The 23,634-nt window shown below is 62.5% G+C and carries 19 protein-coding genes; 10 read left to right on the top strand and 9 right to left on the bottom strand.

Annotation, left to right across the window (positions count from 1 at the left end):
• Nucleotides 1-7: 7 nt before the first annotated feature.
• Genes J1G37_RS18395 through tssA form a run of 8 tightly spaced genes read right to left on the bottom strand, consistent with a single transcriptional unit; the run spans nucleotide 8 to nucleotide 10,689 of the window.
• Nucleotides 8-1,525, bottom strand: coding sequence for a sigma 54-interacting transcriptional regulator (locus J1G37_RS18395; RefSeq protein WP_207044154.1), 1,518 nt, complete (start codon nucleotides 1,523-1,525; stop codon nucleotides 8-10).
• Nucleotides 1,522-3,945, bottom strand: a complete 2,424-nt coding sequence (locus J1G37_RS18390; protein ID WP_207044152.1) for an AAA family ATPase — start codon at nucleotides 3,943-3,945, stop codon at nucleotides 1,522-1,524. The genes J1G37_RS18395 and J1G37_RS18390 overlap by 4 nt, the downstream gene beginning before the upstream one ends.
• Before the next feature lie 12 nt (nucleotides 3,946-3,957).
• Nucleotides 3,958-4,965 (bottom strand): type VI secretion system baseplate subunit TssG, encoded by a 1,008-nt coding sequence (gene tssG / locus J1G37_RS18385; protein ID WP_207044150.1) that lies wholly within the window; start codon nucleotides 4,963-4,965, stop codon nucleotides 3,958-3,960.
• On the bottom strand, nucleotides 4,929-6,698 hold the full coding sequence (tssF, locus tag J1G37_RS18380; RefSeq protein ID WP_207044147.1) for a type VI secretion system baseplate subunit TssF: 1,770 nt from the start codon (nucleotides 6,696-6,698) through the stop codon (nucleotides 4,929-4,931). Before tssF ends, tssG begins: the two co-directional genes overlap by 37 nt.
• On the bottom strand, nucleotides 6,688-7,089 hold the full coding sequence (gene tssE / locus J1G37_RS18375) for a type VI secretion system baseplate subunit TssE (protein WP_207044360.1): 402 nt from the start codon (nucleotides 7,087-7,089) through the stop codon (nucleotides 6,688-6,690). The genes tssF and tssE overlap by 11 nt, the downstream gene beginning before the upstream one ends.
• A 14-nt stretch (nucleotides 7,090-7,103) precedes the next feature.
• Nucleotides 7,104-8,579: a type VI secretion system contractile sheath large subunit gene (tssC, locus tag J1G37_RS18370; protein ID WP_207044131.1), complete on the bottom strand. Its 1,476-nt coding sequence runs from the start codon at nucleotides 8,577-8,579 to the stop codon at nucleotides 7,104-7,106.
• 26 nt (nucleotides 8,580-8,605) lie between these two features.
• Nucleotides 8,606-9,103 (bottom strand): type VI secretion system contractile sheath small subunit, encoded by a 498-nt coding sequence (gene tssB, locus J1G37_RS18365; RefSeq protein ID WP_207044115.1) that lies wholly within the window; start codon nucleotides 9,101-9,103, stop codon nucleotides 8,606-8,608.
• 32 nt (nucleotides 9,104-9,135) lie between these two features.
• Entirely contained in the window at nucleotides 9,136-10,689 is a 1,554-nt protein-coding gene (gene tssA, locus J1G37_RS18360; RefSeq protein ID WP_207044102.1) for a type VI secretion system protein TssA, read from the bottom strand.
• Nucleotides 10,690-11,169: 480 nt separating this feature from the next.
• Between tssA and J1G37_RS18355 the strand changes: the two genes are divergently transcribed.
• On the top strand, nucleotides 11,170-11,685 hold the full coding sequence (locus J1G37_RS18355) for an Hcp family type VI secretion system effector (RefSeq protein WP_207044081.1): 516 nt from the start codon (nucleotides 11,170-11,172) through the stop codon (nucleotides 11,683-11,685).
• On the opposite strand, the gene J1G37_RS18350 is transcribed toward J1G37_RS18355, so the two are convergent.
• Nucleotides 11,682-12,503, bottom strand: a complete 822-nt coding sequence (locus J1G37_RS18350; protein ID WP_207044079.1) for an aldo/keto reductase — start codon at nucleotides 12,501-12,503, stop codon at nucleotides 11,682-11,684. The genes J1G37_RS18355 and J1G37_RS18350 overlap by 4 nt on opposite strands.
• 106 nt (nucleotides 12,504-12,609) lie before the next feature.
• On the opposite strand from J1G37_RS18350, the gene J1G37_RS18345 reads away from it, so the two are divergent.
• The 9 genes from J1G37_RS18345 (at nucleotide 12,610) to J1G37_RS18305 (ending at nucleotide 23,509) form a co-directional block, all read left to right on the top strand.
• A complete protein-coding gene (locus J1G37_RS18345; protein ID WP_207044076.1) occupies nucleotides 12,610-13,104 on the top strand; it encodes a DUF1543 domain-containing protein in 495 nt (164 codons plus the stop codon).
• A gap of 538 nt (nucleotides 13,105-13,642) precedes the next feature.
• Nucleotides 13,643-13,924: a peptidylprolyl isomerase gene (locus J1G37_RS18340; RefSeq protein WP_010210937.1), complete on the top strand. Its 282-nt coding sequence runs from the start codon at nucleotides 13,643-13,645 to the stop codon at nucleotides 13,922-13,924.
• Between the two features lie 130 nt (nucleotides 13,925-14,054).
• Nucleotides 14,055-15,896 (top strand): extracellular solute-binding protein, encoded by a 1,842-nt coding sequence (locus J1G37_RS18335; protein ID WP_207044074.1) that lies wholly within the window; start codon nucleotides 14,055-14,057, stop codon nucleotides 15,894-15,896.
• A complete protein-coding gene (locus J1G37_RS18330; RefSeq protein WP_207044072.1) occupies nucleotides 15,896-16,957 on the top strand; it encodes a microcin C ABC transporter permease YejB in 1,062 nt (353 codons plus the stop codon). Before J1G37_RS18335 ends, J1G37_RS18330 begins: the two co-directional genes overlap by 1 nt.
• A complete protein-coding gene (locus J1G37_RS18325; protein WP_207044069.1) occupies nucleotides 16,957-17,979 on the top strand; it encodes an ABC transporter permease in 1,023 nt (340 codons plus the stop codon). Before J1G37_RS18330 ends, J1G37_RS18325 begins: the two co-directional genes overlap by 1 nt.
• A gap of 10 nt (nucleotides 17,980-17,989) precedes the next feature.
• Nucleotides 17,990-19,561 (top strand): ABC transporter ATP-binding protein, encoded by a 1,572-nt coding sequence (locus J1G37_RS18320; RefSeq protein WP_207044066.1) that lies wholly within the window; start codon nucleotides 17,990-17,992, stop codon nucleotides 19,559-19,561.
• An 80-nt stretch (nucleotides 19,562-19,641) separates the two neighbouring features.
• Nucleotides 19,642-21,039: a sigma 54-interacting transcriptional regulator gene (locus J1G37_RS18315; RefSeq protein WP_207044063.1), complete on the top strand. Its 1,398-nt coding sequence runs from the start codon at nucleotides 19,642-19,644 to the stop codon at nucleotides 21,037-21,039.
• 297 nt (nucleotides 21,040-21,336) lie between these two features.
• Nucleotides 21,337-22,728, top strand: coding sequence for a GntP family permease (locus J1G37_RS18310; RefSeq protein WP_207044060.1), 1,392 nt, complete (start codon nucleotides 21,337-21,339; stop codon nucleotides 22,726-22,728).
• 7 nt (nucleotides 22,729-22,735) lie between these two features.
• Complete coding sequence (locus tag J1G37_RS18305) at nucleotides 22,736-23,509, top strand: 3-hydroxybutyrate dehydrogenase (RefSeq protein WP_207044057.1); 774 nt, start codon at nucleotides 22,736-22,738, stop codon at nucleotides 23,507-23,509.
• Nucleotides 23,510-23,634 lie beyond the last annotated feature (125 nt).

The following is a 23,634-nucleotide window of genomic DNA, read 5'->3' as shown; positions in this document are numbered from 1 at the left end:
GATTCATTCAGTGTTCCGCCAGGGCATCGCCAAGGGGAATATTCAGGCGGGCCAGGCGATACAACAGCGTGCGCCGCGCGACCCCCAACTCACGCGCGGTGCGCGTTCGGTTACCACGGTTTTTGTGCAGGCAATCGATCAGGACCACCCGCTCGACCCGTTCCAGGCGCTGGCGCAACGTGGCCTCGACCACCGCCACCGGCGAGTCGGGCACCAGCGAAAGGTGCGTCGGCAGGATGACGCCGTCGTCACTCAGCAATACCGCGCGCTCCACCAGGCATTTGAGTTCGCGCACATTGCCCGGAAAGCCGTGGCTCGACAGTTGATCGATCGCAGCGCCTGACCAGGCCACCGGCGCCTTGCCCAGCATCGAACAGGCGTTGTCGGCAAAGTGCCGGGCCAGCAACAGCACATCGCCGTCCCGCGCACGCAAGGCGGGCAATTCGATGGGGAACTGCGCCAGGCGGTAGTACAGGTCCTCGCGAAAACTGCCCAGGGCCACCATGGCCGCAAGGTCCCGGTGGGTCGCAGCGATGATGCGCACATCGACCTTATGGGCGCTGCTGGCCCCCAGTGGGCGCACCTCGCCCTCTTGCAACACCCGCAGCAACTTGGCTTGCAATGCCAGCGGCATGTCGCCGATTTCATCGAGCAGCAACGTGCCGCCGTGCGCTGCATCAAACAGCCCGGCATGGTTGCGTTCGGCACCGGTGAACGCTCCTTTGCGATAGCCGAACAGCTCGCTTTCCAGCAGCCCTTCCGGGCACGCGGCGCAGTTTTGCACGACGAATGCCTGGGCCCTGCGCGGGCCGCTGGCGTGAATGGCGCGCGCCACCACTTCCTTGCCCGTGCCGGTTTCACCGCGCAGCAATACGGTGTAAGGGGTATGCAAGACCTTGCTTATCAAGCGGCAAGTGTCTTGCATGGCTGCACTGTTACCGATAAGGCCATAGGTGCTGATCGGTGGCGCATTCACCTCGGGCAGCACATCTGCCTGTACCGGCTGCATACGCCGCAACATCGCCCGTTGGTTCAGGGCAAAACTGCCCAGTTGCGCCAGCGATGCCGTGTAGCCCTGCAACGTTACCGAGCGCAGGCTGGCGCACAGCAACACGCCGATGATTGCGTGGCGAGCGTTCAGCAGCGGCACGCTGGCCAGGGCACGCCACGGCGCCGACGCTGTAGGCAGGAACGCGCTGTCATAGACACTGCCGTGCACATCGTCGAGGCAAAGGGTGATGCGCTGGCTCACGACACACTGCAGCAGTTGCTCGTGCTGGAAATCCCTCTCGCCCAGCGGCTGTGCTTCACGTGAATGCTGGGCAATCAGCACCAGCCGCCCACTGGTTGCATCCCGCCAATACAATTGGCTGAGTTCACACTCGCTCAGTTGTGCGGCAGCGGTCACGCACAGGTTCGGCAAACGACTTTCATCGTGTTCAAGCCCCAGGCGGCTGATCCAGCCCAACAGGGTTTCGGCGTAGGCCAAGGGTTGCGGCAGTTGGCTGAATAACGTCTGCGTCATTGGCTGAACTCACAGACCGGCGCGCCGTGTTCGTCCAGCCGCGCGTGGACGTGGGCGAGGCATTCGCCAGCCGACATCGCGGCCAGCAACTGATCCGCCATCTGCGCTAGCAACTGGTTCTCGATCCATTGGTCGATGTAGCGGGCGCCGCTGTCGCTATGCAGGCAACGCTGCGCCATGTGCGCAACCAGTTCGTCGGTATAGGTAAACGCCAGTTTGCGTTGCTGCAAGCGCTGGCCCAGGCGCCCAAGCTTGAGACGGGCGACGTCATGCAGTCCTTCACCGGCAATCGGGTAGTAAGGCACCACACGCATGCGCGCAAGCAACGCCGGTTTGAAGTGCGCACGCAGCACCGGCTGGATCGCCGCGTGCAACGCCTCGATGGCGGGCCGCTGCCCGTCGGCGCACAGTGCGCCGATGTGCTCGCTGGCGAGGTTGGACGTCAGCAGGATCAGCGTATTGCGAAAGTCGATCGCCCGGCCTTCGCCGTCGTTGGCGCGGCCCTTGTCGAAGACCTGGTAAAACAGGTTCAACACCTCCGGGTCGGCCTTCTCGACCTCATCGAGCAAGATCACCGAATACGGGCGCTGGCGCACCGCCTCCGTCAGCACACCGCCTTCGCCGTAGCCCACATAGCCAGGCGGCGCACCGATCAAGCGCGACAGCGAGTGCTTCTCCTGATACTCGGACATATTGAGGGTGGTCACAAAACGCTCGCCGCCATACAACAGGTCCGCCAGGGCCAATGCGGTTTCGGTCTTGCCCACTCCGCTGGGGCCGACCAACAGGAACACGCCTACCGGCGCGTCGGCAGGGTTCAGCCCCGCCGCGACCGCTCGCAGATTGCGGTCGAGGGCCTGCACGGCGTGTTCCTGGCCGAAGATGCGTGCGCGCAAGGCGTCGGCGAACCCCATGACCATGGCACTGTGTTCCAGGGCGATCTGTGCCACGGGAATGCCGGTCCAGGCGCTGATAACTTCAGCGATCAGGCGGGGGCAGACTTCGGCCTTGATCGACGGTTGTTCGTCTTTCGGCAACGCCTCACACGCCTGTTCGATTGACTCCAAGCGCTGGTTCACGCCGTGCAGGGCCGCATGGTCGACGGGTAATCCGGCGTCGGCATCGCGGGTCAACGCCCCATGCTGGCGCATGGCTTCTGCGCGCTCGGCGCGCAACTGCTGCATCGCCTCACTGGGCATCGCCAGCTGCGTACGCAGCCTGGCGCAGGCCGTATCCAGCACATCCACGGCCTTGTCCGGCAATTGGCGCCCGGCCAGATAACGCGCGCTCATGTGCGCAGCGGCAACCACCGCGTCGTCACGCACGTACACGCCATGGCTGGCCTCATATACCGGCACGAGCCCGCGCAGGATCGACACAGCGTCGCCAACGCTCGGCTCGTTGACCAGCACCGGCTGAAAACGCCGGGACAACGCCGGGTCTTTTTCGATGTGGCGTTTGTATTCCGACCAGGTGGTGGCCGCGATGGTCCGCAGCTCACCTCGGGCCAATGCCGGCTTGAGCAGGTTGGCCGCATCGCTGCCACCTGCCGGACCACCCGCCCCCACCAGGGTATGCGCCTCATCGACAAACAGGATCACCGCCTGGGGCGAAGCCTGGACCTCGTCAATCAAGCCCTTGAGGCGCCGTTCAAATTCGCCTTGCAGGCTCGCACCGGCTTGCAGCAAGCCCATGTCCAGGGTCAACAGACGCACAGCCTTGAGCGGGGCCGGCACCTGCGCGGCGACCACGCGCAAGGCCAGCCCTTCGACGACGGCGGTTTTGCCCACGCCGGCCTCACCGACCAGGATCGGATTGTTTTTGCGGCGGCGCATCAGGATGTCGATCAACTGACGGATTTCCCCGTCGCGACAGAACACCGGGTCGATCCGCCCGTCACGGGCCTGCTGCGTCAGGTCATGGGTAAACCGTTGCAGCATCGACCCCACCACCGCCTGCTCGTGGGCCGGGGCTTGGCTCAGGATAAAGTCGCGCACGCGCGCCACATCCAGGCGTGCCAGGCAGCGCTGATAGGCGTTGCCCGCATGCTCCAGCGGGTGGCGCAACAGCGCCAGCAACAGTGCGCCGTGATCGACCTCGGGCTGCCCCAGTTCGACATGGGCTACCATCGACGCTTGCTGCAACCAGCGCACCAGGGGCTGGGCGAACACGGGATTGCGCGTCGCATGACTCTCGCTCTTGGGTTGCAGCACTGCGTGCAGTTCACTCGCGGGTACCCCGGCGTCCATCAGGGCCTTGTCCACCAAGCCGCCGGAATACTCCAACAGCACCAGCAGCAGATCTTCCACCAACACTTCCCGGCCACCACGGTTGACACAACGCTCGGCTGCCCGCTCCAGGTCGCCGCGCGTGCGGGCGGTCAAGGTCTGGATCAGTTGTTGCAAATCGATATTCATCATCATCCTTGCTCCCTATTGAACATTGCCGGCCAGCGTGACCGCGCCGTCGGCGCGCTCGTGCGCCAGCCAAGTGGTCCAGCCCAGGCGGCACACGTTGCGTGCGCCGATATGCAACGCACGGATCTCGCCTGCGGCCAGCACCAGGCGCAGGTCATAGGCCAGCGGGTCGCGTACGGTCAGCCGCACCAGGGCACACAACGCCGGGTAACCCGTGCCGAACGGCAAGAATTCGTGAAAACGCTGCCAATCGAGCCCAACGATATGCACCCGGAATTTGCCGCCACAGTCGGCGACACGCTCGCCCAACACCAGGTCCAGGCCCAGCCCATGGTTGGCAAGGCCCAACCGGTTGCGCTGCAGCGGCTCGATCGACACGCTGCGCGCCACCCACTGCTCGATGAACAAGCGCTCGTGCTTGAAGTAGTAACGCAGCACCGTCTCGACCAGGGCCGCCGAATGCGCGCGCAAACTCAACAGCCCGAGGTATGGCAGCAAGCGCTTGCAATCCAGTTGCGTCACCTCGCGTATCACCTGCCCGCCCAAGCCCACCAGCGCAAACATCTGCTCGGAGAAGGCATCACCCGCGCCGCTGCAAAACCGCGCGTGGTAGCGGTATTTGCGCCAGATCGGCAGCAGCAACCGTTGCAGGCGGTGTTGAAACAGGTTGAGAAAATCCCGCGTCACGTTGCCGCCTGTTTGCTCGGCACAGGCCTGTTCGCCGTAAAACGCCGGCAGCGGCGAACCCGCGCCAAACAGCCCGAGGACATTCAGGCGCAGGCGCGCACGCAGTTGCCCGTGTTCGTTGAAGAACTCCACGCGGTCAATGTCCTGCCCGGGAAACCCAAGGCCAGGGTTGGCGACAAACTCCAGTTGCTCGTACAGCGCGTCCTCATCCAGCAAGGGATGGGCGACGCGCAAGTGACCGACCACTTGCAGTACCGCCTGGTACAGCGAGTACTCGCGAATGGTGCGGGTCAGCGTGGTTAAAGCAGGGGTTGTTGGCCCATCCGGGTTGGCCATAGGTACACATCTCCTTGTGTGCTGATCACTCGCAGTTCGTGGTACGAGTTGAGGCTGGCGTACAGTGCGAAAAACTCATTGAGGACCGAGGCGAACACAAACACTTCACCTTGGCCGAGAAAGCCCTGGGGCTCGATGCACAGGTCGACGCGCAAGCCGCGCAATGGCAGGCCGCGATGCAGGCGGTCGACCGCTTCGTGGCGGATCGAACGCAAGGCGTCCAGGCGGCGCCGGCTGGTTTTCTGCGTCTGCCGGTCGTGATAGCGCGGCAGGTCGTAGGTTTCGAGAATCACTTTGAGCGCGTTGATATCGGTCAGCGACAGGTAGTTGAGCGACATGTGGCTGATCAGCTTCCACAGAAAATCCTGGTCCAGGGGCGGCGCAAAGCTGGGGGTCGGCACGCTGATATTGCGGAAGGTGACAAATTCCGGCGTTTGCTCGCAGGCCTGGCGGATATCGCCCACCTGCAGTTGCCGTGGCAGGTTGTGGTTGGTGCAGGTCAGCTCGACCGACAGTGTTTCCTGCTCATGGCCCTGCCCATGGCCGACCGCCAGCCAGGTATCCAGCCCGGCATGCTGCGCCGAAGCACGCTGGCGAACGGTATAGCTCGCGGCATCGCCATCGTGTTCAAAGGATTCGAACGGCACGTAAGCCTGGTAGCCCAAGCCCCCCGGCCGCCAGCCGGTCACCGTGTCCACGGAAAACACACTGGCATTGCCGGGGGCATATTCCCCCGGCAGCAGCAGGTACTCGTCCTGCCTGGCGTCCAGCCGCACCGGCACCGCGTCGTGCTGGAACAGGTTGACGATAGGCGTGCAATACAGCTTCACATTGTCCAGGGTCGGCGGCTGCGGCGCGTGCCCGCGAATATCCAAGGCAAAGCGCAGCAACAGGCTGCGCGTGGCTTTCAGCACCTGCGTGGGTAACGTGCGGACCACTTCAAGCCCGTTGATATCGACAAACAGATACTTCTCGGGAAAGACGAAGTACTCCTGCAAATGGCGGTAGCCGCGAAAGCTGTTTTGCGGATAAGGGATCAAGGCCTGATCCTCGGCAAACCCAACGGGTTGCACCTGCTGCGGGCGCAGTCGCAGCACCGTCGGCTGCCCGTCCCCGCCGTTGAGCGGTACCCCGTCCGCGTCCAACGGCAACAGTTCGATACCGTCCAGGTGCCGCAACAGGCTGAGGTACAACCCTTGGCTGATATAGCGGTCGCCGGCCAGATACAGGCGCAGGGTGTCGACGGCCAGCATACTGAAATCACCGTCGGCGCTCATGTCCAGGCGCAGGCTCAACAATGCGCGCTCGCCTTGGGCTGCATAGTCCAGCGCGCCGATCTGCAGCGGCATGACCTGGGTGGTGTAGCAGGTGCGGAAACGGCAGCGTGCGCCATTCACCACCACGCTCTCCACGGCCGTATCCCGCGCCACCTCGACGCCAGGCCCGGCGTGCTTGAGCGGGTCGAACTGCAACATGCTGAATGCCGGCACCGGCCGCATATAGTTGGGCCACAACAATTGCATCAGCGAGTGGCTCAGCTCGGGCAGTTCATCGTCCAGCTTCTGGCGCAGACGCCCGGTGAGAAACGCAAAGCCTTCCAGCAACCGTTCCACATCCGGGTCTTGCCCGCTGTCGGCGAGGAATGGCGCCAGGGCTGGGTTGCGCTCAGAAAAACGCCGCCCAAGCTGACGCAGGGCGCTGAGTTCACTTTGGTAATAGCGGTTAAAGGCCATCAGGCACCACCTCGACCCGTCCGGCCTCACCCAATTGAGCGCGGAATGCGACGGGCTGGGTGACGCCGTTGACGGTCAGCAGCGCGTCAATTACAAACGTGAGGACCAAGGGGTCGCGATCACGGGGCAACAGCCTGACGTGGACATTCGCTAGCCGTGGTTCGCAGGCCTGGATAAAACCCTCGATCTGCCGCCGTGACTGGCTCAACGACTCATGCAGGCTGCAACGCATGTCGTTGAAGTCGGGCAGCCCGTAGTCCGGTCGCGTCTGCACGCTACCCGCGCGGGTGCTGAGCATGTTCCCCAGGTGTGTGGCGATGCAGGCCACGTGGGAGGCTTGGGCGGCCTCCGGCCGTGCCAGGCGCTCGAACAGGCTGCGGTGATCGGTCATCCCTTGGCTGGCGCTCATGCTTTGTCGAGCTTGCCGACCAGGGACAGGGTGAAATCCGCCCCCATGTACTTGAAGTGCGGTCGCACGCTCAGGTTGACGCGATACCAGCCGGGTTCGCCTTCCACGTCACTGACGATAATCCGCGCGGCCCGCAACGGGCGTCGCCCACGCACTTCGGCGCTGGGGTTTTCCTGATCGGCGACGTACTGGCGGATCCACTTGTTAAGCTCCAGTTCCAGGTCGGTACGTTCCTTCCACGACCCCAGCTGTTCGCGCTGCAAGACCTTAAGGTAATGAGCCAGGCGGTTGACCACCATCATGTAGGGCAATTGCGTGCCCAGGCGGTAGTTCAACTCCGCGCCCTTGCCTTCGGCGCTGATGCCGAAGTGCTTGGGTTTCTGCACCGAGCTGGCGGAAAAGAACGCGGCGTTGTCACTGCCCTTGCGCATGGTCAAGGCGATGAAGCCTTCCTGGGCCAACTCGTATTCGCGACGGTCGGAGACGAGGACTTCGGTGGGAATCTTGGTTTCGATTTCGCCCATGCTGTGGAAGTGGTGCAGCGGCAAGTCCTCCACTGCACCGCCGCTTTGCGGGCCGATGATGTTCGGGCACCAACGAAACCGCGCAAAACTGTCGGTCAGGCGTGTGGCGAAGGCATAGGCGGTATTGCCCCACAAGTAGTGTTCGTGGCTGTGGACCACGTTCTCCTGATACACAAAGGTCTTCACCGGGCATTCGAGCGGGTCGTAGGGCGTGCGCAACAAGAAACGCGGCACCGTCAGGCCGATGTAGCGCGCATCCTCGCTTTGGCGAAAGCTTTGCCATTTGGCAAACTGCGGGCCTTCGAAATGGTCCTTGAGGTCCTTGAGGTCCGGCAACCCGGTGAAGCTTTCGAGGCCAAAAAAGCCCGGCCCCGCAGACGCGATAAACGGCGCATGGGCCATACAGGCAACGCTGGACGCGTACTGCATGAGCTTGACGTCAGGAGCGCTGGGCGACAGGTAGTAATTGGCAATGATCGCGCCCACGGGCTGGCCGCCAAACTGGCCGTACTCAGCGCTGTAGATGTGTTTGTACAGCCCGGACTGGGTGATTTCCGCCGAGTCTTCGAAGTCGTCGAGCAAGTCCTGGCGGGCGACATTCAATAGCTCGATCTTGATGTTTTCCCGAAAGTCAGTGCGCTCGACCAGCAGTTGCAAGCCTTTCCACGCGGCCTCCAGCGCCTGGAACTCGGGATGGTGGAGAATTTCGTCCATTTGCCGGCTGAGCTTGGTGTCGATCTCGCTGATCATCCGGTCAACCAGGCGTTTCTTCACCGGTTCACCGCTGTTATGCGGCTTGACCAACTCTGCGATAAACGCGGCGACGCCGCGCTTGGCAATGCCGTAGGCCTCATCATCGGCGTTCAACAGCGTCTGGGCGATGATGCTGTCGAGAATGCTGCGTTCGTTGGTGGGTTGCAGGTGCTGCGGCTGTGTTTGGATGCTCATGCATCAGTGTCCTTTTACTGAAAAAATCAGGCGTCAGGGCTGCTCAGGCCAAGCTCAGCCAAGACCCGCGCGCGGGAATCGTCGTCGGCCAACGCCTGTTCAATGGCGTGGCGAAAACTCGGCGTATTGCCCAGCGGGCCCTTGAGCGCCATCAACGCTTCACGCAGGGCCATCAGTTTTTGCAACTCCGGGACCTGCTCGACCAGGCTCGCGGGGTTGAAGTCCTTCATTGAGTTGATGCGCACGGCTATGCCCAGCTCTTGCGTGTCGGCCTCGTCCTGCAGGCGATTGCGCACGCTGAGGGTGAGGCTCAACGCCTGTTTGGCGAGCACCTCGTCCAGGGTGTGTTTGTCGATGCCGATGGGTTTGCGGTCTTCCAGCTTGCGTAGGTCCTCGCGCCCGGTGAAATCCCCCAGCACCAGCAATTTCAACGGCAGCTCGACCTCTTCCTGAGCACCGCCAAGCGCTGGTTTGAACGTAATATTGATGCGCTCCTTAGGCGCAACTGAACCGTCTTTGGCCATGGTGTTTCTCCTTTTTTTTGTGGCTCGAAAGCCTATTCAAGTACCGCTTCCAGATCGAAACGGCACAACCTGCGATGGGTGTCTTCCTTGCGCTCGCGCACGGCCTGGCTTTGCGGCAAGAGGTCGCAACAGCGGTACAGCAATTGCGCGACCTGCAAGGCCAGCGCCGGCTCCCAGCGCTCGAGCCCGGCGTGTTGCAGTTCTTGGTCGAGCTGTTCGAGCTGGACCTTCGCCAGCTCATGTTTGCCTGCCAGCACACACAACCGGGCCACGGCCAGGCGCCACTGAAAACGTTCACGCTCACTGACGGCGGCACGCACGCCCTGGCTGAGTTGGTTGACGGCGGCCTTGAGTCCATCCTTGCGCAACACGGGCATGACCTGCTGCAGGGCGGCCTCCCAAGGCTGTGTCGTGGCATCGATGGCCACCTTGGGCGGCTCGGGCTTGCGCATATGACGTTCGACATGGAGCGTGATCCAGTCACGGGTGGTCGCGTCGGCAAAGGGCCTGCCGTCGTGAAAGCGCAGCTCGGGCAGGTTCGGCAAGCGCTTGAGCAACAGGGCAAAGTCGGCCTCAAGTTCGGCCATCGCCGCTGCGGCCTGCAACGCGGCCAGGCACTCCCAGACCCGGCGCAGGCCATCGAACCAGAACATCGCCGTCGCGAGGCTGGCTTCAAGCTCAAGCAACAAGTCGGCGTAATGCCCCTGGTCGAAGCGCTCCTGGTAGCGCTGGAGTTTTTCTGGCGTGGGGCCGCGCAGGGTGGTGACGCGCTCACCGTCGGCATCCGGGTAGCCCACCAGCGTCAGCCAGGCCATGGCGCGGCTCAGGCGCAGGGCGCGCACGTCGGTGGCATCCTGACGCAACCACCAGGCGCACAGCGGTCGGGCTTGATCCTGCAAGGCACGCAGCCGTTTGTGCGCGGCTTTTTCGCTGTCGATGCCGGATTCCGGCGCGAGCAATTGGGTGGTGGCGTGCTTGAACTGGGCAATCACCGCGCCCACGGCGCCGGGTTCAGGTGCCGCGTGTGCCGCACGCTCCAGATATTCCGCCAACTGCCGGCGCACCGGTAGCAGCAACGGGGCGTCATCCCCCAGGTGCCGAGACCAGTGTTCATCGAGCTGCGTGAGGTGTTCAAGAATGGCTTGGAATAAAGGACGTTGCGGGTGCAACGCGAGGTTTTGCAGGCACAGCGGCTCCAGGCGCAGCACCAGCCAACCAAAGGCCGCCGCTCGGGTACGCGGCTTGGCGGGGTAAACCTCGAGCCAATGTTGCTCACAGAGATCACGCAGCAACCCCAGGCCAGCGAGCAACCCGGGGAAGGATTCGCACTGATGCAGCGCCCAGGTCAACCACACTGCGACGCGCAAATCCTTTGAGTGATGACGCAACACACCCTCAGCGACGTCCCTGACCTTCTGCCAGTCCGGCTGGCCGCTGCCATGTATCGATTGCGCCTTGGCCAGCTCGAACTCCAGGGCTTCATATTCACTTGAAAAGCGCATGTCACTGCCGGCGAACGTCGCCGCCGAGCAAGGCGAGCGTGCCAGTTCAAGGTAATAATCGAGCAATTTATCGGAGTAGATCATGCGCAGCCATCGACGACGATTAAAGGCAGGGCGGGCAAACTAATCATCGATTTAAACGCGAGACCAGCGCACCGCATCAACTTCGCTGAATCGCCGCGAAGCTCGCAAACATTAGCCACGCAAACATCATTGGGCAAGCAACGCAACCGGGGTTAAGGAATATCCTACAGCCCATATAAAACGGGGCTATGCGCAATTTTTTGCGCAGCTTGAACAACGTGAAACTCGTCAAAAAACTCGCAAACCATTTAAATGCGCAGCGCTGCGAGATGAGCAATTAACTGCACACTACTGCGCAGTTAATCCGGGCAAACACTTTCCAAAACCCGCCCATTTACCTCTTAACTAACTCCCAACTAAGCCACCACCCATTATTTCATTAGATCCTGCACTTTCAGGCACGCTTCTTGTTATAGGACCTTGCCCACCCGGCACCCTCCGCCGCGTGGAACCTCTTAATAACCAGACAAGGAAAGCGACATGCCAACACCCGCGTATCTCTCTATCACCGGTGTTAAACAAGGTTTGATTACGGCAGGCACGTTTACCCAGGACTCGGTCGGCAACCTCTACCAGGAAGGCCACGAAGATCAGATCCTGGTACAGGCGTTCAGCCACCAGGTGATCATTCCTCGTGACCCGCAGTCCGGCCAACCCACCGGGCAGCGTGTGCATAAGCCATTGATGATCAGCAAGATCTTCGACAAGTCCTCGCCCCTGCTCTTCAGCGCGCTCACGGCGGGTGAAGAGGTAAAGTGCCGCCTGGAGTGGTTCCGGACCTCCTCGGCCGGCACCCAGGAGCATTACTTCACCATCGAGCTGGAAGGCGCGACCATCGTCGATATCCAGTCACGCATGCCCAATTGCCAGGACCCGGCGAATGCGCATTTCACCCATCTCGAGGACGTGCACTTCACCTATCGCAAGATCGTCTGGACCCACGAAGTGGCCGGCACTTCCGGCTCGGACGACTGGCGCACGCCCGTAGTCGGCTAGACCATCGCCAACGGGTGCTTGCGCTTCGGCGCACCAAATACCCGGTCGATGGCCTCCAGGTCGTGTTCATCCAGCACAAGCTGTGCGGCGCTTGCGTTAAGCCGTACATGCTCGGGGGTCACGGCCTTGGGGATGGCGATCACACCGTCCTGGCGCAACACCCAGGCCAGGGACACCTGCGCCGGGGTAACGTCATGGCGGCGGGCGATCTGCTTCAGGGTGGGGCTGGCCAACAGCGCGCCGCCCTGGGCAATCGGGCAGTACGCCATGAGCGGTAAGTGGTGCTGCTGCCACCAAGGCAGCAAGTCGAACTCGATGCCGCGCTCTTCAATGTTGTAGAGCACCTGGTTGGTGGCACACGCCGGGGCGGCGAGTTCCTGGAGGTCTGCCACGTCAAAGTTGGACACACCCCAGCGACCGATTTTGCCGGCTTCACGCAAGCGTTCGAAGGCGTCGACGGTTTCTTCCAAGGGATACTGGCCACGCCAGTGCAGCAGGTACAAATCGATGTAGTCCGTGCCCAGGCGTTGCAGGCTGGCGTCGCAGGCACGTGGCACGCCCTTGCGGCTGGCATTGTGCGGGTACACCTTGCTCACCAGGAACACCTGGTCGCGCCTGCCGCGAATGGCTTCGCCGACCACCTCCTCGGCGCCACCTTCACCGTACATCTCAGCGGTATCGATCAGGCTCATGCCCTCGTCGATCCCCAATTGCAAGGCCGCAACTTCGGCACGGCGCTGGCCCGGGTCCTCGCCCATGCGCCAGGTGCCCTGGCCGACAACAGGCACGGGAACACCGGCCAGATCAATGGTACGCATGACAACCTCCTGATGAGTTCGCGGATAAACAGTGTGGCATTCGCCGGACAAAAGGGTTCAATCGCAGTATGGTTGGCGCCTGCCAAGTCGCCAGGAAGAACCTGCAATGCTGTTTGTCGTCATGCTCGGGGGCAAGCACCCACGGGCCAGGATCGAAGTGCACGATGTGGTATTCGCCGTGGCGGATACGCTGCAAGCCACCTACCCGCAATTGCGCGATGCCTGGTTTGGCAGCCCCAAAGGTGTACACATTGATTCATGGATGGCGGTGGACGGCGTGGACGGCTGGAAGATCCAGCTCAGCCACCTGGCCCCCGCTGCCGGCGCCGAGCGCCTGTACTTCATCAACCTGGGCGGTTATGAAGCCAACGCGTTTGGCGAGGCTCATCACTACGTGCTGGTGGTGGCGCGCAATACGCGGGAAGCGAAAGCCCTGGGCAAGCAGCAAATGCTGCGCCATTGGGCCCAGGCCCATACCGATGCGGTAATGGATATTGATGACTGCCTGCCGATTGACTTGGTGGATGGGCGCTACATCCACCTGGAGCAAGGTCCACATCGGCCAGTCGTGCAGCACAACGACTACATCGTGCTGCCCTGATGGCAACTGTGGGAGCTGGCTTGTGTGGGAGCTGGCTTGCCTGCGATGCAGGCAACTCGGTACATCAGGCACACCCAGTTGATGCCATCGCAGGCAAGCCAGCTCCCACAGGGGAACGCGTCAGCTCCAGAGACCCGGTCGGCTACTAGGCCGCCTCGCTTTGCTTTTGATTTTGATCTTGGGCGCCCCGTTAAACACGCTGGCCGGAATTCGGCATGGATTTGGGGGGTAAACCGGCAGGGATGCCGGTTTAGCCGCCCCGCGCCATGGATGGCGCGTGGCGGCGGCCCCCCAAATCCATGTCGGATTACGGGCACACCGAGCCTAGGCGAGGTGCCGAGTGTTGGGGCAAGAGCGTTTTGCTTACTTTTGCGCTCTTCAAAAGTGAGCCGCCGTAAGGGCGGAACCAATAGCGGCCGTTACCGCAGCAATGGATATGTACTCACTCCAACCAAAAGCCAACCCAGCGGAACTTTGCCAACAAATAACCGCCTGAATCCGGTACGCTCCCCCTTTTTACCCCAAGGAGATCCTCCCCATGGCCAAAGCCACCGCCCGTCACATCCTCGTTTCCACTGAAGACAAGTGCAACGAACTCAAGGCCCAAATCGAAGGCGGCGCTGATTTCGCAGAAATCGCCAAAGCCAATTCCAGCTGCCCATCCAGCCGCGACGGCGGCAACCTGGGCTCGTTCGGCCCAGGCCAGATGGTCAAGGAATTCGACACTGTCGTTTTCAGCGCCCCGGTCAACACCGTACAAGGCCCAGTGAAAACCCAGTTCGGCTACCACCTGCTGGAAGTCACCAGCCGCCAGGACTGATCCAGCCTGCGCTGATGCCCTACACAACGGCCCGCCTTTTGGTGGGCCGTTGTGCATGTGACGACTGGCGACACGAATGCCGTTAGCGTACAAATCCCTATTCCTGTTTACCCGGCGCTCAAGGCTGATAATGCGATTGGCTTTTCTAAGACTGCTTACTGCTTCCCTGCTGTTGACCAGCACCGCCGTGATCGCGGCGCCGCAGCCGTACCTCACCGTGTACGGCGAACCGGCCAAGTACCCCGCCGGCTTCCACCACTTCGACTACGTCAACCCCAACGCCCCCAAGGGCGGCAGCCTGAAGCGCTCGGCCATCGAGATCGGGCGCTTTGACCATGTGCTGCCGTATATCGACAAAGGCATCGGCGTGTCCCAGGTCGACGGCTGGCTGTATTCGCCCCTGGCCCAGCGCTCCCTGGATGAGCCCTACACCGTTTATGGCCTGGTGGCCGAGAAGATGGAACGCGCCGAGGATGGCCTGTCGCTGCGCTTCTTCCTCAACCCCAAGGCGCGTTTCGCCGATGGCACGCCGATCACCGCCGAAGACGTGCGCTACAGCTACAACCTGCTGATGACCCAAGGCCGCCTGGGCTTTCGCACACTGTTCGCCGACGTCAAGCACGTCGAAGTCGAAGGCGAACGCCAAGTGCGCTTCGATTTCTCCAGCAATGAAAACCGCACCCTGCCCCTCGACCTGGCGACCCTGCCGGTGCTCCCCGAACACTGGTGGAAAACCCGCGACTTCGCCAACGGCGGCGGCTACGAGATACCCCTGGGCAGCGGCCCGTACAAAATCAGCAAGATCGACTCCGGCAGCACCATCACCTTTACCCGCGACCCCGACTGGTGGGGTAAGGACCTGCCCGTCAGCCGTGGCCTGTACAACTTCGATCACCTGAGCCTGGAATACTTCGGCGACACCGAAGTGGCGCGCCAGGTCCTGCGCGGCGGTGCCTATGATTTCAACCGCGAGTTTTCCGCCACCGGCTATTCCATCGGCTACAACGGCCCGGCCCTCGACGAGGGCCGCCTGCAACGGGCGCACCTGGCCAAAGAGGCGCCGCAACCGGCCCAGGGCTATGTGTTCAACGTGCAAAAACCGATGTTCAAGGACCGCCGCGTGCGCCAGGCCCTGGCGATGCTGTGGGACTTCGAATGGGCCAACCGGCAGATGATGCGCACTATGTACATCCGTCAGCAAAGCTTCTTCTCCAACAGCCCGCTGGCCGCCAGCCAACCACCGAGCCCAGAGGAACTGGCGGTGCTCGAACCCCTGCGCGGGCAGATTCCCGACGAGGTCTTCACCCAAGTATTCAAGGCCCCCGTCACCGACGGCAGCGGCATGATCCGCGACAAGCAGCTGCAAGCCCTGGCCCTGCTGGAAGAGGCCGGCTGGAAACCGGACGGCGACAAGCTGGTCAACGCCGCAGGCGAGCCACTGGAGTTCACCTTCCTCAATACCCAGAACGGCCTGGAACGCCTGTTGCTGCCGTACAAGCGCAACCTCGCGCAGATCGGCATCACCTTGAATATCCGGCGCATTGACTCTTCGCAGTACGTGAACCGCCTGATGGCACGGGACTACGACATGATCGTCACTGGCTTCCCGGTCACCACGTCGCCGGGGATGGAGTTGTACAACTACTTCGGCTCAGAAGCCGCCTTCGACCCGGGCGCCAACAACTACATGGTGCTCAAGGACCCGGCCGTCGACATCTTGATCAAGGGCCTGGTCAAGGCCAACACCCAGGCGCAGATGCTCACCTACGCCCACGCCCTGGACCGGGTGCTGCAATGGAATTACCTATGGATTCCCAACTACTACCCGCCCGGCACGTCCGCCGCGTGGTGGAACCGCTTCGGCCGCCCGGCCGTCGAGGCGAAGAACGATGAAGCCCTGGAAAGCTGGTGGGAAATCAGCCCCACGCCGCTGACAGACGAACAGATGCAAAAACGCGGGGGTAGCCACTGATGTTTGCTTATATCGTGCGACGCCTGCTGCTGATCATCCCCACGCTGGTGATTATCCTGCTGGTCAACTTCGTGATCGTCCAAGCCGCCCCTGGCGGTCCGGTGGAACAAGCCATAGCCCGCCTGCAAGGCATCGGCGGCGGCGCGGTGGGGGGTTCAGGCGGCGACGGCATCAGCGAAGGCTCCCGCGCCAGCCGTGGCCTGGACCCGAAGCTGATCAAGGACATCGAAAAACAATACGGCTTCGACAAGCCCGCGCCGGAACGCCTGTGGCTGATGCTCACCAGCTACGCCCGATTGGACTTCGGCAACAGCTTCTTTCGCGGCAAGACGGTGATCGACCTGATCCTGGAAAAGATGCCGGTGACCATCTCCCTCGGCCTGTGGGCCACGCTGATCACCTACCTCGTCTCAATCCCCCTGGGGATTCGCAAGGCGGTGCGCCACGGCAGCAGCTTTGACGTGTGGAGCAGCACCGCCATCGTCATCGGCTATGCCATGCCCGCGTTCCTGTTTGCGATGTTCCTGATCGTGGTGTTCGCCGGCGGCACCTCGCTGAACTGGTTCCCGGTGCGCGGGCTGGTCTCGGAGAACTTCGAAGAGCTGAGCACCGTGGGCAAGATCGCCGACTACTTCTGGCACCTGGTGCTGCCGGTGACGTCGTTGGTGATCGGCGGGTTCGCCACGTTGACCATCCTCACGAAAAACTCGTTCCTCAATGAAATCACCCGTCAGTACGTGGTCACCGCCCGCGCCAAGGGCCTCAGCGAACGCCGCGTGCTGTACGGCCATGTGTTCCGCAACGCCATGCTGCTGGTGATCTCGGGAATTCCCCAGGCATTCATCAGCGTGTTCTTTGCCGGCTCCTTGCTGATCGAGGTGATTTTCTCCCTCGATGGCCTGGGCCGCATGAGCTACGAAGCGGCCGTCTCGCGGGACTATCCGGTGGTGTTCGGTTCGCTGTTTATCTTCACCCTGTTCGGCCTCTTGATAAAACTCATCGGTGACCTCTGCTACACCCTGGTGGACCCGCGTATCGACTTCGCCGCGAGGAACGCCTGATGCTTAACCTGTCTCCCGTGGCCCGTCGGCGTTTCGAGCGGTTCAAGAAGAACCGTCGCGGCTGGTGGTCGCTGTGGCTGTTTATCGGCCTGTTTATGCTTACTCTCGGCGGCGAGTTGATCGCCAATGACAAGCCGCTGGTGCTGAGCTTCAAGAACGAGCTGTATTTCCCGGTGTTCAAGCGCTACACCGAGCAACAGTTCGGCGGCCAGCTGCCGTTCCAGGCCGATTACCGCAGTGACTACGTACAAAAACTGATCAAACAGGACGGCGGCTGGATGCTGTTCCCGCCAATCCCGTTCAGCGACGACACGCCCAACTACGAACTGACCCGCCCTGCCCCCAGCCCGCCCTCGGCGGTGAACTGGCTGGGCACCGACGATCAGTCGCGGGACGTGTTGGCGCGGGTGATCTTCGGCGCGCGGGTGTCGATCCTGTTTGCCCTGGCGCTCACCGCGATCAGCGCGGCCATTGGCATTGCCGCCGGTGCGTTGCAGGGCTATTACGGCGGCTGGGTGGATTTGATCGGCCAGCGGGTGCTGGAAGTGTGGTCGGGGCTGCCGGTGCTGTACCTGTTGATCATCCTCTCGGGCTTTGTCGAGCCGAATTTCTGGTGGCTGCTGGGGATCATGGCGCTGTTTTCCTGGCTGGCCCTGGTGGACGTGGTGCGCGCCGAGTTCCTGCGCGGGCGCAACCTGGAATACGTCAAGGCCGCAAGGGCCCTGGGCTTGGGCGACGCGAAGATCATCCGTCGGCATATCCTGCCGAATGCCATGACCGCCACCTTGAGCTACCTGCCGTTTATCTTGACCGGGGCGATTTCCACCTTGAGCGCCCTGGATTTCCTCGGCTTCGGCATGCCCGCCGGCAGCGCGTCCCTGGGCGAATTGATCGCCCAGGGCAAGCAGAACCTGCAAGCGCCGTGGCTGGGCCTGACGGCGTTCTTCACCTTGGCGCTGATCCTGTCGCTGCTGGTCTTTATTGGCGAGGCGTTGCGTGACGCCTTCGACCCCCGTTCATGAGTGATTGCATATGAATCTGATCGAGATCCGCGACCTCAGCGTCGCCTTCAGCGTCCAGACCGTGGTGAGCAAGCTGAGCCTGGACGTGCGCCCCGGCGAGTGCCTGGCGCTGGTGGGCGAGTCGGGTTCGGGCAAGTCGGTGACGGCCCATTCGATCCTGCAGTTGCTGCCCGAAGCCGGCACGTTGACCACCGGCTCCATTCGTTATCGCGGCGAGGAACTGGTGGGCGCATCGGCCAGCACCTTGCAGAAGCTGCGCGGCAACCGCATCGCGATGATCTTCCAGGAGCCGATGACCTCTCTCAATCCGCTGCACAGCATCGAAAAGCAGATCGGCGAAACCCTGCTGCTGCACAAGGGCCTGGGTGGCAAGGCGGCGCAGGCGCGCATCCTTGAACTGCTCGAACTGGTGGGCATCCAGAAACCCCAGGAACGCCTCAAGGCCTATCCGCATCAGCTCTCCGGCGGCCAGCGCCAACGGGTGATGATCGCCATGGCCCTGGCCTGCGAGCCGGAACTGCTGATCGCCGACGAGCCGACCACCGCGCTGGACGTGACGGTGCAGCGCAAGATCCTGCTGCTGCTCAAGTCCCTGCAACAGCGCCTGGGCATGTCGCTGCTGCTGATCAGCCACGACCTCAACCTGGTGCGCAGCATTGCCCAGCGCGTGTGCGTGATGCGCGCCGGCGAGATCGTCGAACAGGCCGACTGCCAGACGTTGTTCACGGCACCGCAGCACCCTTACAGCCGCCTGCTGCTGGACGCCGAACCCTCGGGAGACGTGTTGTGCAGCGACCCGCGTGAAACGGTGTTGCAGGTTGACGACCTGAGCGTGCACTTCCCCCTCGGCGGCGGTTTGTTCCGGCGCAAAACCTATCTGCGCGCGGTGGACGGCATCAGCCTCAGCGTGCAACGCGGCAAGACCCTGGGGATTGTCGGTGAGTCCGGCTCGGGCAAGTCCACCTTGGGCCAGGCGATCCTGCGCCTGCTGGACTCCACCGGCAGCATCCGCTTCCAGGGCACCGCCCTCGACCCGCTCAACCACCAGCAGATGCGCCCGTGGCGCAAACAGATGCAGGTGGTGTTCCAGGACCCTTACGGCAGCCTCAGCCCACGCATGTCAGTGCAGCAGATCATCAGCGAAGGCCTGGAAGTGCACGCGCCGTGCAGCCTGCAAGAGCGCGATGCGCAGGTGATCCAGGTGCTCAAGGACGTCGGCCTCGACCCCGCCAGCCGCCACCGCTACCCCCACGAATTTTCCGGTGGCCAGCGCCAACGCATCGCCATCGCCCGCGCCCTGGTGCTCAAGCCGGCGCTGATGCTGCTGGACGAACCGACCTCGGCCCTCGACCGTACGGTGCAGAAGCAGGTGGTGGCGCTGTTGCGTGAATTGCAGGAAAAGTACGGCCTGACCTACCTGTTTATCAGCCATGACCTGGCGGTGGTGCGGGCCATGGCCCATGACATGATCGTGATCAAGGATGGCAAGGTGGTGGAGGCTGGGGCGAGTCATCAGGTATTCGAAGCCCCCCAGCACGCCTACACCCAAGAGCTACTAGCCGCCGCCAACATCCCCCTGTAAACGCATACCCCTGTGGGAGCTGGCTTGCCAGCTCCCACAGGACCGCACTCCCACTCCTATTTTGTGTTGGCGGCAAAAGCATGAACACCAGCGAAAGCCTCAAGGACTACCAACAGGTGCGCGGCCTGGCCATCCAGTCGCTTTTCGAGATCATCGAACAGTCCAGCGAAGGCACGGTGATTGTCGACCGCGACGCCAATATCGTCTGGATGAACGAGCGCTACGCCAAGCGCTTCGGCCTGAAAAGCGCCGATGAAGCCATCGGCCAGCCGTGCGAGCAGGTGATTTCCAACAGCCTGTTGCGCCAGGTGGTGCGCACCGACCTGCCGATCCTGCTGGACATCCAGGACACGCCCAAAGGCCCGTTGGTGGTGATGCGCCTGCCGATTCACAACGACGCCGGCGCGGTGATCGGCGCGATTGGTTTTGCGCTGTTCGATGAGCTGCGCAACCTGTCGCCGCTGATCGAGCGCTACCTGAGCATGCAGCAGGAACTGGCCTCGACCCGCTCGTTGCTGCGTTCGCGGCAGAGCAAATACAACTTCGCGCATTTTATCGGCACCAGCGCCGCCAGCCTCGAAGTCAAACGCCGCGCACGGCGCAGTGCCAGCGCCGAGTCGCCGGTACTGTTGCTGGGGGAAACCGGCACCGGCAAGGAATTGCTCGCCCAGGCGATCCACGGCGCATCACCGCGTGCACACAAGGCGTTTGTCAGCGTCAACAGCGCGGCGATTCCCGCCGACCTGCTCGAAGCCGAATTCTTCGGCACCGCGCCGGGCGCGTTTACCGGCGCCGACCGCAAGGGCCGTGCCGGCAAGTTCCAGATCGCCCAGGGAGGTACGTTGTTCCTCGATGAAATCGGCGATATGCCCCTGCCGCTGCAAAGCAAACTGCTGCGCGTATTGCAGGAAAAGGAGTTCGAACCGGTAGGCTCCAACGAAATGCTCCACAGCGATGTGCGGGTGATCGCGGCGACGTCCATGGACCTGGAAGCGGCGATCAAGCGCGGTGAGTTCCGCGCAGACTTGTACTACCGGCTGAACGTGCTGCCGATCCAGGTGCCACCCTTGCGCGAGCGCCTGGAAGATATCCCGGCGCTGAGCGAGGCGATCCTTGAGGAACTGCGCAGCCAGCACGAACTGGACCGCGAAGCCCTGGCGCTGCTGGCGCAACATGCGTGGCCGGGGAATATCCGCGAGCTGCGCAATGTGCTGGAACGGGCGGCGTTGTTGAGTGATGACCTGGTGCTGGATGCCGAGGAGATTCGTGCGGCGATCGGCACCTTTACCCCGGTCGAGCGCAATGCGGTGGCGGCGGTAGAAGGCGAAAGCTTCAGCGCGGCGCGGGAACGGTTTGATCGGCAGGTCATTGCGGCGGCGCTGGCGGCCTGCGGGGGGAATGTGGTGGAGGCGGCCAAGCGGTTGGGGCTGGGGCGGTCGACGTTGTACAAGAAGATGGTGGCGTTGGGCATCGCCTAGTCTCCAAAACGAGACACAACTCTCAAATCAAAGACAATCAACTGTGGGAGCTGGCTTGCCTGCGATAGCGGTACATCAGTGACAGATGAGCAAGCTGATAGACCGCTATCGCAGGCAAGCCAGCTCCCACAGGGGATCTTCATTTGTCTCAAATTAGAGACAACCTTCAAAATCGCCATCAAGAATTTGTATATTTTCCTTATATTTCAATAACTTAATATCTTGGCACAGATCTAGCTATAGCTTCCTCCTACAGCAACACCCCACAAAAATAACAATTCGATCCGGAGACACTCCATGAGTGTAATCATCGCCCTGGCAGCCCTCGCGCTGCTGATGCTGGCTGCCTACCGTGGCTATAGCGTTATCCTGTTTGCCCCCATCGCCGCCCTCGGCGCTGTCCTGCTGACTGATCCATCCGCCGTTGCGCCTGCCTTTACCGGGGTGTTCATGGAGAAGATGGTCGGTTTTATCAAACTGTATTTCCCGGTGTTCCTGCTCGGCGCGGTGTTCGGCAAGCTGATCGAGCTGTCGGGCTTTTCCCGTTCGATTGTGGCCGCGGCGATCCGCTTGCTCGGCACGCGCCAGGCGATGCTGGTGATCGTGCTGGTCTGCGCCCTGCTCACCTACGGCGGCGTGTCGCTGTTTGTGGTGGTGTTTGCGGTGTACCCGTTTGCGGCGGAGATGTTTCGCCAGAGCAATATCCCCAAGCGCCTGATTCCCGCGACCATCGCCCTCGGCGCGTTTTCGTTCACCATGGACGCCCTGCCCGGCACGCCGCAGATCCAGAACATCATCCCCAGCACGTTTTTCAACACCACCGCCTGGGCCGCGCCGTGGCTGGGCTTGATCGGCACGATCTTCGTATTCTGCGCCGGCATGCTCTACCTGGCGCGCCAGCGCAACAAGGCCCAGCGTGCTGGCGAAGGCTATGGCACCGAGCTGCGCAACGAGCCGGAAACCGCCGAAAACCTCAGCCTGCCCAATCCCTGGATCGCCCTGTCGCCGCTGATCCTCGTGGGCGTGATGAACCTGCTGTTCACCCACTGGATTCCGCAGTGGTACGGCAAGACCCACAGCCTCGCCCTGCCGGGCATGAGCGCGCCGGTAACCACCGAAATCGCCAAGCTCACCGCGATCTGGGCGGTGCAGGCGGCGCTGCTGGTGGGCATCTTGATGGTGCTCGCGTTCGGCTGGTCGGCGATCAAAAGCAAACTCGCCGAAGGCAGCAAAAGTGCGGTCAGCGGCGCGCTGCTGGCGGCGATGAACACCGCCTCGGAATACGGCTTTGGTGCAGTGATCGCCTCGCTGCCGGGTTTTCTGGTGCTGGCGGATTGGCTCAAGGGCATCCCCAACCCGCTGGTCAACGAAGCGATTACCGTGACCTTGCTGGCCGGCATCACCGGTTCCGCCTCGGGCGGCATGAGCATTGCGCTGGCGGCCATGTCCGAGAGCTTTATTTCGGCGGCCCATGCGGCCAATATCCCCCTTGAAGTGCTGCACCGCGTCGCCGCCATGGCCAGCGGCGGCATGGACACCCTGCCCCACAACGGCGCGGTGATCACGCTGCTGGCGGTGACCGGGCTGACCCACCGCGAAGCCTACAAGGACATTTTCGGCATCACCATCATCAAGACCCTTGCGGTGTTCGTGGTGATCGGGACTTTCTACGCCACCGGCATTGTGTGAGGTTTTCATGACGACTTTAAACGGCAAGACCGCCCTGGTCACCGGCTCCACCAGCGGCATCGGCCTGGGGATAGCGCTGAGCCTGGCCAAGGCCGGCGCCAACCTGATCCTCAACGGCTTCGGCGACGCCAGCACGGTGATCGCCCAGGTCCAGGCGTTTGGCGGCAAGGTCGGCCATCACCCGGCGGACGTCAGCGACCCGGCGCAGATCGCCGATATGCTCGCCTACGCCGAGCGTGAATTCGGCGGCGTCGACATCCTGGTCAACAATGCCGGCATCCAGCACGTGGCCGCGGTGGAAGACTTCCCTGCCGAGCGCTGGGATTCGATCATCGCCATCAACCTGTCGTCGGTGTTCCACAGCACGCGCTTGAGCCTGCCGGGGATGAAGGCCAAGGGTTGGGGGCGCATCATCAACATCGCCTCGGTGCACGGCCAGGTCGGCTCGGTGGGCAAGGCGGCGTATGTGGCGGCCAAGCATGGGGTGATCGGCTTGACCAAGGTGGTGGGCCTGGAGACGGCCACCAGCAATGTGACTTGCAACGCCATCTGCCCGGGCTGGGTGCTGACGCCGCTGGTGCAGAAGCAGATTGATGATCGCATCGCCACCGGCGTGGACCCGCAGCAGGCGCAGCATGATCTGCTGGCGGAGAAGCAGCCGTCGCTGGAGTTTGTCACGCCGCCGCAACTCGGCGAGCTGGTACTGTTCCTCTGCAGCGAAGCCGGCAGCCAAGTGCGCGGCGCCGCGTGGAACATCGACGGCGGCTGGCTGGCCCAGTAGCTCAAACACAGCGATTCAAATGTGGGAGCTGGCTTGCCTGCGATAGCTGTAGGCCAGTTAACACATCAGTGACTGACACACCGCCATCGCAGGCAAGCCAGCTCCCACCGTTTTCATCTGCGTTT

The sequence above is a fragment of the Pseudomonas sp. Marseille-Q1929 genome, assembly GCF_017316265.1.
Classification (GTDB): domain Bacteria; phylum Pseudomonadota; class Gammaproteobacteria; order Pseudomonadales; family Pseudomonadaceae; genus Aquipseudomonas.
This window is presented reverse-complemented; position numbering and strand designations above follow the sequence as displayed.